The following is a 6,254-nucleotide window of genomic DNA, read 5'->3' as shown; positions in this document are numbered from 1 at the left end:
ATGCTGACCAAAATCAAGGAAGAATTATTAAAACGGGAGGTGTCGAATGAGTGAAATTTTAGGAGCGGTAGCAACACTAGCATTCTTCTTCTTGGCAGGCGCATTTGTCAACCACTTAGACTGGCGCAAAGCCAGAAAGCAAGCAGAGCTTGAAGAGCGAGAAAACGAGCGCATAGAGCTTGAAGCGATGTACGTTATATGTGCAATTGAGCATGACCGCAGAGAACGACAACGCAAATTGGCAGAGGCGAGAAAGCATAGCACGAAGTCGTTTATAGTCGAAGGGGTGGGATGATATGACAACACAAGTAGAACGCATTCGAAATTTTTACAAAGAAAATCCTTCTGCAACTTATGAAGAAGCAGAACAGGCGATCAATGTGACACAAGGGAATATCCGTTCAAATATCGCAAAAGATATTAAACGTGGTTATTGTACACGCAGTGAAACCGGAAGTATAGATTATTCAGCTTACTTCCGTTCGGGAGAAGAACTTTTTGAATTTAGAAATTGGCAAAATGAAGTCAGACGGGAACTGATTGATCAATTGTTAGAAGCTAATCGACATGAAACGGCAAGCGACCAAATCCGGTTGAATGCTAAAGAAATTAATAAATTACTGAAAGAGGTAACAAAATGAGTTTTTTATATGAATTGGAAGGGATTTACGCACAGTTGCAATCCATGGAATTAGACGATGAAACATTTCAAGATACTTTAGATAGTATTGATTTTCAAGGGGATTTGGAAAAAAACGTCGAATATTTTGTAAAAATGTTAAAAAATATTGAAGCTGATGAAAAAATGTTTAAAGAAGAAGCGGTGCGTTTTAAAGAAAAAGAACACGACGCTAAAGCCAAAAAAGAACGTTACAAAGAAATTATTCGTAAAGCAATGAAAATGAGTAATCAAAAAAAAGTACAAGCTGGATTGTTTACAGTTTCAACACGTAAGAGCGAAGCGGTTGAAATTTTAGATGAGACAAAAATCCCAGTGTATCTTATGACTGAAAAACATACGTTTACTCCAAATAAAACTGAAATCAAAAAAGCAATCAAATCCGGAAAAGAAGTTTTTGGGGCTGTCCTTAAGGAAGGAGAAAGCGTGATAATTAAATGAGAATTCTTTCAATCGACCCTAGCTCAAACAAAATCAATACTAGTACGACAGGAATTGTTTTATTAGATAATGCCAAATTGATTGATTGTTGGGTAGTCGGATATGGGATGTTAAACTTTAAAAATTGGTTTGATGAAATCGGAAAAAAGTTAGAAGTAGATGTAGTTGTTATCGAAAAATTTGAAGTCAGGGACAACGATAATTCCAAAGACAATTCTGTATTAGAAACTATTGCGTTTATTCAACTATGTTATCCTAATGCGATATTACAGCGAAATGCCGGCTATCAATCAGATATACCAAACGAGCTATTAAAATTACTTGGACTTTGGAAATTCGAAAAATCTCATCATCAAGATGTCCGAGCGGCTGCTAGATTAGGATTATTCTACGCTATGAGAAATGATGTAGAGGAGGTGATTCAGGACATTGGCAGAACTGCAATTGAGAAAATGGCAAACTGAAGCTGTCCAACGAAGCAACTTACCAACCAATGGTATTTTTTTAGAGGCTCTCGGGGGCAAAGGTAAAACTATTTGCGCTTTAGCTATCGCTAAACACAAAAAAGCGAAGAAAATTATTATCACGAATAATCGTCTGTCTATTTTAAGTGGTTGGATAGATGCCATAAAATTAATGGATTTTGATAAAGATGTTGAAATTATTGTTAGAACAGACAGATACTTGCAGGACTTGGTTTCAAAAGGGTCTAAATTGACCTGTGGCGTACTTATCATTGACGAGTGGCAGAATATGTCGAGTGATAAGCAAACAAGCTTATATCGCAAAATAAAGCGAAAATACACGATTGGGCTTTCAGCTACTCCAATTAGAAAAAAAGGGCAGAATTTCTATCCCTTAGAAAAAACAATTTTCGGATGGGCGACTCCTAACAGAAAATTTGATTGGCAAAAAGCCCACGGAAAAATGGTCTATGATCCGTTTTCTTACTCAAAAGAAAAATGGCAAGACTTTAAGGATTATGAGACTTATATTAGCGGTCTACCAAACTTCTTTCGCTGGGAAGAAATTGAAGAAATTGAAAAATCTGTAGAAAACAATGGTTATGACATTAAATTTTATCGAAACACTGTAGAAGTCGGCAATCCAACTTTGCTCAAAATTTTTCGGCAATTGAACATAGTAAATGTTAATGGTAAATGCGCTATGGCTAAGCAATCTTTCGGGCGCAAAACATTTGAGCGCTACTTAATGCAGACAGGAGTAGAAGTTGACTTTCCCAAACTAAAGGCAGTCAATCAAGATACACCGCTACTATTAAAGATAGATGGTTTGATTGAACGAGCGCCGCACGGCATGCTAATTGTCAGCAAATCTAAACAGGTTGTCAATGTGATTCGCGAACGCAATCCAAATATCGGAATTTGGACAGGAGATGTTCAAGATGGGCTTGATAAACAAGTTGTTGTTGCAACTAACCAAGTGTTGGGGGTTGGTGTTGATGGTTTACAGCACAAGTTCAAAACAATTGTCGTTCTCGATCCAGTCGATGAATCTTCTGGCGAATATGATGATTATAGACAATTGTTATGGCGCGTAACTGGTTCACGGCAGCAACATGATGTAAATGTAATCGAATTTTATTATAAGGAGAACTAACAAAATGACTTTTAAATTACCAGAAAATAAACCACAAGTGCCAAAAGACACGCCACGGAATTTCTTTATTTACGGTGAGACTATGAGCGGTAAGTCTTATTTGGCGAACGAATTTCCAAATCCTATTGTTTTAAATACAGACGGAAATGCAGAAGCAAATAGTGTACCGAGCATTCAACTAGTAAATGAAAAAAACGGTCAAGGGCGCATTACTAACTCAGTGATTAAACAATTAAGTGAGATATTGTTAGCTTTGCAAACACAAAAGCACTCTTACGAAACAGTTGTTATTGATGTTATTGACGATGTTATTGAGATGATAAAAATTGCAGTTTGTGACGAACTAACGCCAAGCGGTAAACCTCGTATTAAATCACTTTCTGAAATCCCCTATGGAAAAGGATATGATTTCTTTAATCAATCAATTACAGAATTGGTAATTGACTTGAAGGCTCTACCAATGAACGTTATTTATATCAGCCGTCAGATTTCAGAATATGATGACAACGGAAATGCGACTAAGGATAAGCCGAGCTTAAAAGACAAGTATGTCAACCTTATCAATGGAAACTCAGACTTGATGATTCATACTGAAAAAATCGGCAATAATTACAATCGAGAAGTCGATCGTAGACGAAAGGCATATTACGTGGATCAAGTTGATGACAAAGCAATTTTGAAAATTTTAAGTACTGTACGAGGGGCTTTAGATCCCGCTAAGGATACAAACAAAACAAAAAAAGAAGTTTCAAAAAAAGAAAAAGTTAAAGAGGCAGCAAAAAAAGAAACTGTTTCTGATGATGAACTATTTTAAAAGAAATAAAGGAGAAAACACATGAGTTTATATGACATTGCACAATCAATTAAAAAAGAAGGTTTTGACCCACGCAAAGATAGCGCGAATGGGCCTAAACCAATTCCCGCAGGAACGTACTTTGTAATTTTAAAAAAGGCGCAATTTAATATTGCAGAAAGCGGTTGGGAAAGCATCCAGTATCAATTTGAAGTCCGCGGTGGAGATCATGACGGACGTACAGAATTTGCGAGTTTTGGAACTTTGGACGAATGGAAGGATAAGAGTCTGGAGTGGGCGACTGAACGTACGATTAAATTTTTCCACAAAGCAATCGTTTTGTCTGGTGATGATGTTCTAAAAAAAGATTTTGAAGATGGTAAAAGCTTGGAAGAAGCTCTTGAACGTAAAGCGATCGGTAGTTACTACAACTTAGTCATTACAGAAACAGAAAGCAAAGGAAAAACTTATAGAAGCTACGACTTAGAAGAGGCGGAAGAAGCGGCACCATTAAAAAATTTAGATATTAATGATGATGTCTTACCGTTCTAATTGAGTACAAAAAGGGAATAAGATATGCCGTCTATGAAAAACTATGCTTTGCAGTATCAAAAATTAGGCTTTTCAGTCATTCCAATCAATCCTAAAAATAAGATGCCTTTAATTGATTTCGCAGATAAGCCTGCCTTGACTGCAGAAGAAATCGAGAAGTTTTGGGGTGGCTATCCTAATGCAAATATCGCTCTTAGGACAACAAATTTCTTTGTCATCGATATTGACAAACACGGCAAATCAAATGGATTCGAATCTTTAAAAAAATGGGAACATCTCAACTTGATAGAGCCAACATTACAAGCTAAAACCGCAAGTGGAGGGAAACATCTCTTTTACTTCAAAAGAGATGATACCCCTATCTCGCAAATGATTGGTTTTTTACCGGGAGTAGATATCAAGGCTCACGAAAACAATTATGTTCTGGTTGCACCATCTGCGACGAATAAGGGACAGTACGAATGGGACTTGGAAAAATCCAAAGAAGGCGGAACCATGGTGACGCCCTCTAAGGAATTGATTCAAGCAATCAAAAAGCAATATAGCGATACTCATGGTTATAGATATGATGGTCGGGACGGATTGAGAGATTTAGCCAGACGGTCACACACCAGAGACAGGAATCAAACTACCGAATTATTCGAAACCATCGGCCTTGGTTTTGGTGATGAAGGCGGAAGAAATGACAAATTAGCTAGTTTTGTCGGAGGTCTCTTGTTTCGTGCAGTAGACGATGAAATCGTTTTAAAGCTTGCACAAATAGCAAATTTAAACAGTCTTAGTCCTTTACCCGATAAAGAATTAATAAGGACAGTTGAAAGTATGATTAAGAAAGATAGGAGGTGATTCCGATTGGTGAAGTGGTTAGTATTGATTCAGGGGCTAAATTATTAACAAATGCAAATGGTAGCATTAAAGCCAATAGCCCTAGCAATGTTTTGATGTCTTTCAAAGCAGATGATCAATTAAGTATTTACTTAAAACACAATGAATTCTCGCAAGAGCACGAACTACTAAAAGATATTCGCATCGGCAATACCGAATTTAAAAAAGGAGAATTGCCAGCTAACTTCGAAAGTGTTGTGAGTGTTTATTTTGAAAGTATATTGGGTGTGACTTATTCCAACCCTGCGTTAAAAGCTGGAATGGAAACTTTCTTTTCGGAGCGAACCTATAATCCAGTTGTTGAATATATGGAGAACGCCGCTAAAAATTGGGATGGCCGTCAACGAATTGATCGGATGTTTCAAGTTTATCTCGGCGCAGAAGATACAGAACTTGTTTCAAAAATAGCCAAGATGTGGCTAATAGGTGCAGTCGCTAAAGTATATGATCCTTTTGTTAAATTTGACTATGTGCTTGATTTAGTAGGAGGTCAAGGAGTGGGGAAGACATCTCTACTTCAAAAAATCGGCGGTAATTGGTACACAGATGCTGTAACAGATTTTTCAAACAAAGATAATTATGACATTATGTTAAAATCTCTCGTCGTTAATGATGATGAAATGGTCGCAAGTAATCGTATGAGTTTTGCAGAAACTAAAGCCTTTATTTCTAAAACTGAATTACGTTTTAGACGCCCTTACATGAAACGTGTGGAAAGTTTTGCGAAAAACTTCGTCATTGCACGCACCACAAATCAAAAAGAATATTTAAAAGACAAAACAGGGGAACGACGTTTCTTGCCAATTTTGACAAATGCAGAACGACAAAAAAAACATCCTATGGATGTTGATCCTGAGACAATCGAGCAAATATGGGGTGAAGCTGTAACTATTTATAAAAATGGTGCTGATTTAATGTTTGACGAACAAACAGAAAACGAATTGAATGATTATCGTGAAAAATTCATGTATCGAGACGAAATTGAACAACAGGTATTAGAGTATTTAGAAATGCCAGTTCCGGAACATTGGGAACGAATGTCTGCTCAAAAGCAACATCAATATACAGCAGCTTATTTTGACAATATCAGCGATTTTGAATTTGGGAATTGTCCATTAAAAAAAATCTCTACTCGTGAGATTATGTATAATCTATTTTTAAAAAATTCAAATGACCGTAAATTATCCACAAAAATTAATATGATATTGGATAATTTACCGGATTGGGAAAAGAAAGTTTTTAAACAAAACAACAGGCCAACAAAAGGGTTTGTGAAAAAAAAAA

General features: G+C 36.5%; 9 protein-coding genes. All 9 read left to right on the top strand.

Going from position 1 to position 6,254, the window contains the following annotated elements:
- Positions 1-46 precede the first annotated feature (46 nt).
- The gene (locus tag HMPREF2574_RS06045) at positions 47-295 is read left to right on the top strand and encodes a hypothetical protein (protein ID WP_070812302.1); all 249 of its coding nucleotides are present in this window, start codon (positions 47-49) and stop codon (positions 293-295) included.
- Between the two features lies 1 nt (position 296).
- Entirely contained in the window at positions 297-641 is a 345-nt protein-coding gene (locus HMPREF2574_RS06040; RefSeq protein WP_070811616.1) for a hypothetical protein, read from the top strand.
- The gene (locus HMPREF2574_RS06035; RefSeq protein WP_070811617.1) at positions 638-1,120 is read left to right on the top strand and encodes a siphovirus Gp157 family protein; all 483 of its coding nucleotides are present in this window, start codon (positions 638-640) and stop codon (positions 1,118-1,120) included. Before HMPREF2574_RS06040 ends, HMPREF2574_RS06035 begins: the two co-directional genes overlap by 4 nt.
- Positions 1,117-1,584 carry a hypothetical protein gene (locus tag HMPREF2574_RS06030; RefSeq protein WP_070812301.1) on the top strand — a complete coding sequence of 156 codons (468 nt, stop codon included), beginning with the start codon at positions 1,117-1,119 and terminating at the stop codon, positions 1,582-1,584. Before HMPREF2574_RS06035 ends, HMPREF2574_RS06030 begins: the two co-directional genes overlap by 4 nt.
- Positions 1,550-2,740, top strand: a complete 1,191-nt coding sequence (locus HMPREF2574_RS06025) for a DEAD/DEAH box helicase family protein (RefSeq protein ID WP_070812300.1) — start codon at positions 1,550-1,552, stop codon at positions 2,738-2,740. The genes HMPREF2574_RS06030 and HMPREF2574_RS06025 overlap by 35 nt, the downstream gene beginning before the upstream one ends.
- Before the next feature lie 4 nt (positions 2,741-2,744).
- Positions 2,745-3,554 (top strand): AAA family ATPase, encoded by an 810-nt coding sequence (locus HMPREF2574_RS06020; RefSeq protein ID WP_070812299.1) that lies wholly within the window; start codon positions 2,745-2,747, stop codon positions 3,552-3,554.
- 21 nt (positions 3,555-3,575) lie between these two features.
- Entirely contained in the window at positions 3,576-4,085 is a 510-nt protein-coding gene (locus tag HMPREF2574_RS06015; protein ID WP_070812298.1) for a hypothetical protein, read from the top strand.
- Positions 4,086-4,109: 24 nt separating this feature from the next.
- Entirely contained in the window at positions 4,110-4,931 is an 822-nt protein-coding gene (locus tag HMPREF2574_RS06010; RefSeq protein WP_070811622.1) for a bifunctional DNA primase/polymerase, read from the top strand.
- Positions 4,928-6,254: virulence-associated E family protein (locus tag HMPREF2574_RS06005; protein ID WP_257374222.1), on the top strand; the 1,327-nt coding region annotated here is incomplete at its 3' end. The genes HMPREF2574_RS06010 and HMPREF2574_RS06005, both read left to right, overlap by 4 nt.

The sequence above is a fragment of the Streptococcus sp. HMSC034E12 genome (assembly GCF_001835915.1).
Lineage (GTDB): Bacteria > Bacillota > Bacilli > Lactobacillales > Streptococcaceae > Streptococcus > Streptococcus vaginalis.
The sequence above is the reverse complement of the archived record's forward strand: the minus strand, read 5'-3'. Positions and strand labels throughout refer to the sequence as shown.

Excerpts from the sequence above, each read along its gene's own strand:
- HMPREF2574_RS06045 (WP_070812302.1), top strand. The coding sequence starts at position 47 with ATGAGTGAAATTTTAGGAGCGGTAGCAACACTAGCATTCTTCTTCTTG.
- HMPREF2574_RS06040 (WP_070811616.1), top strand. The coding sequence starts at position 297 with ATGACAACACAAGTAGAACGCATTCGAAATTTTTACAAAGAAAATCCT.
- HMPREF2574_RS06035 (WP_070811617.1), top strand. The coding sequence starts at position 638 with ATGAGTTTTTTATATGAATTGGAAGGGATTTACGCACAGTTGCAATCC.
- HMPREF2574_RS06030 (WP_070812301.1), top strand. The coding sequence starts at position 1,117 with ATGAGAATTCTTTCAATCGACCCTAGCTCAAACAAAATCAATACTAGT.
- HMPREF2574_RS06020 (WP_070812299.1), top strand. The coding sequence starts at position 2,745 with ATGACTTTTAAATTACCAGAAAATAAACCACAAGTGCCAAAAGACACG.
- HMPREF2574_RS06015 (WP_070812298.1), top strand. The coding sequence starts at position 3,576 with ATGAGTTTATATGACATTGCACAATCAATTAAAAAAGAAGGTTTTGAC.
- HMPREF2574_RS06010 (WP_070811622.1), top strand. The coding sequence starts at position 4,110 with ATGCCGTCTATGAAAAACTATGCTTTGCAGTATCAAAAATTAGGCTTT.